Origin of the sequence: Mesorhizobium sp. M4A.F.Ca.ET.050.02.1.1, assembly GCF_003997725.1 — a bacterium.
GTDB lineage: Bacteria > Pseudomonadota > Alphaproteobacteria > Rhizobiales > Rhizobiaceae > Mesorhizobium.
In genome coordinates, this window is the sequence record NZ_RZSG01000841.1 from 1 (window position 1) to 2,498 (window position 2,498).

Genomic DNA, 2,498 nt, shown 5'->3' on the forward strand with positions numbered 1-2,498 from the left:
AGCCTGGACCGCTGCCGAGCCAGCTCGAAAAGAAAAGCCGCCCCTCCGACCTGCTCGGCTTCAAGGCGCATTTCACCGGATCGTCCCTGGCGCCCGACCTGATGCCGCTCATCACGTTTCCCGGCGGCTATGGCGGCATGGTCACGGCCGATCATGGCCGCATGTCGATCTCGTGCTGCATAAGGCGCGATAGGCTCGCCCTGCTGCGCAGCGGCCTTGCCGCCGAGCGCGGCGGCCACGTCTCGGCGGCCGAGGCCGTCGAGCATCATCTTATGGCGACATGCCGGGGCGTCAGGGAGGCCCTTGAGGAAGCCAGCGCCGACGGTCCGTGGCTCGCCGCCGGTCCGATCCGGCCAGGCATCCGCGCCGGCTACGAAGGGGACATCTTCCGCGCCGGCAATGCCGCCGGCGAGTCGCACCCGATCATCGCCGAGGGCATATCGATGGCGCTTCAGTCCGGCTGGCTCCTGGCGCGGCAACTCGACGACGCTCAGGCCGGACAGGCGGGACGCCAAGCGGCGGGCAGACGCTACGAGGCGGCCTGGAGAGGCTTGTTCTCGACGCGGATCCTTGCCGCCGAAGCCATTGCCCGCATCGCCCTTGGTCCCGGCGGCGCCGCGCTGATGGAAGCGGTTGTCCGCAATTTTCCGCTGGCGCTGACCTTGGGCGCACGGCTGAGCGGCAAGACGAAACCCGTCCCCGGTTTGGTCGAAGGACGCCCAACTCCAAGCCGACAGGCGCCCCTGGAGTAACGGGACTGCGGAACATTCCGCACCTGTCCGAGTTCGGTTCGTATCCGGCTTTTTGCCGCCAGGCCCGGTGATGAGTATGTGGCCGAGGCGGCGCTCGCCACGCCTGCGGGAGGCATTACGATGACGCGCGACCCGATCACCCACAATCCGCACAGCACCGCAAGCATTGCCGGCCATCCTGTCCATGCAATGCTGATACCGTTCCCGATCGCCTTTTTCGTCGCCACCTTCGTGTGCGACCTCATCTTCTGGCGAACCGGCAATCCGGGCTGGGTCACCGCTTCGCTCTGGCTGCTGGGGGCCGGTCTGGTCATGGCCGCGCTGGCCGCTCTTGCCGGCCTTACCGATGTGCTGGGCGATACCCGGATCCGCAACCTTCGCGATGCATGGCTGCACGCTGGCGGCAACGCCATTGTCGTGCTGGTCGAGCTTTACAACTGGTACTCGCGATATGCCCAGGGCGAGGCGGCAGTGGTGCCGGTCGGCCTGGTGCTGTCGCTGATCGTAGTCCTCATCCTCCTGTTCACCGGCTGGAAGGGCTGGGGCATGGTCTACCGGCATCATGTCGGCGTCGCCGACGGATCCGACGAAACGCGCTGAACGCTGCGAGCATAGTCGGGACCTGGCCATGAGCATGTGAGCACGCGCCGCCGGCGACCGGGTTCGCGGCGCGAGAGTTTCGTCGTCGCCTCCGCTCCGGGCGGAGGTGACTTTTTGGGTCAGATCCGTCTCCGCAATATCTTTCGACCGCCTGGCCTGCTGGCCCAGCATATCTTCGACCGACGTGTTCCAATGCCAGCCGGGCGGTCGCATTTCGACCTCAAACGCCCTGTACCGGCCCGAGTTGCTGCGGTTCCGATCTTCACGCTTTCTTGACAGAGGCTTGAAAAACGGGCAGCAAAGCGGGTGAGGGAGAGCATTTTTACCGTGGCGCAGACCGTGGAGGGCTCTTTTTTCGTATGGACCGTCGCCGTATCGGCGACTGGTGGAGGGATTGGTTAACCATCTTTGTCCATCTTTTGAATCAATCGGCAACAGACGCGTGAAGGTGCAGGGGGCACCAGGCGAACTGTGATCGTGACGGGTGCCAGGTCCGCGAACCGGCATGCCGATTGAGAGTGGTCGTATGGCGTTTTTGCGTTTGAAGTACCGGGGTGACGCTCCTGAAGAGGGGGTAGCTTCGAAGACATCTGGTGGTCATCTTTGGGTTGTGGTGCCTGCTGTTGGCGCCGCGCTCGCCCTGTGGTCCGTGGCGACCCTGGCTGGCCTTTATTCGATGGGCACCTCGCTCACCGCTGCCTCCAACCGATTGCCGCCGAGCCTGCTTGCGCCGGGCACCATCGCGCTTGCCGATCCGCGCCGCGCGCTCGCCAGTTCCTGGGCGCTTTCGCTCCCGGCGGATGCCCGGCACCGGCAGGCGCTCCTCGGGCGTTGCGATGCTGCCTGCCTGCGCCAGGCCTCGAATTTCTCGCATGACGGCAAGATGGCGCGCCTGCGTCCTGCGGCAAGGCCCGATAGCGTCGCGCCGAGGACGGCCGCGCCGGAAACCGTGGCGCGTACTGCCCCGGCCGACCGCTTCGACAGCGTCGTCGCCAGCGCAAAGCTGTCGCCGCAAAAGTTGGCGGATGCCTTTGCCCGCGCGCAGGACAAGCCGGTCCTGCTGGCCAGCCTGCCGGCCGATGCCCGCTTCGCCGAACCGGTTCGCCTGCCCGACCAGCAGGGCCCGGCATCGGTGCGCTTCGGACC

General features: G+C 66.2%; 1 protein-coding gene and 2 pseudogenes. All 3 read left to right on the plus strand.

Features of this window, described 5'->3' with window-relative positions; genetic code table 11:
- Positions 1-752 (plus strand): annotated as a pseudogene (locus EOA33_RS32030) (monooxygenase); the annotation flags it as partial.
- Positions 753-872: 120 nt separating this feature from the next.
- Positions 873-1,352, plus strand: a complete 480-nt coding sequence (locus EOA33_RS32035) for a DUF2231 domain-containing protein (RefSeq protein WP_245455521.1) — start codon at positions 873-875, stop codon at positions 1,350-1,352.
- 613 nt (positions 1,353-1,965) lie between these two features.
- Positions 1,966-2,498: pseudogene (locus tag EOA33_RS32040) on the plus strand (hypothetical protein); the annotation flags it as partial.

Bases quoted from the DNA above. Each gene is read 5' to 3' on its own strand.
- EOA33_RS32035 (WP_245455521.1), top strand. From the start codon at position 873: ATGACGCGCGACCCGATCACCCACAATCCGCACAGCACCGCAAGCATT.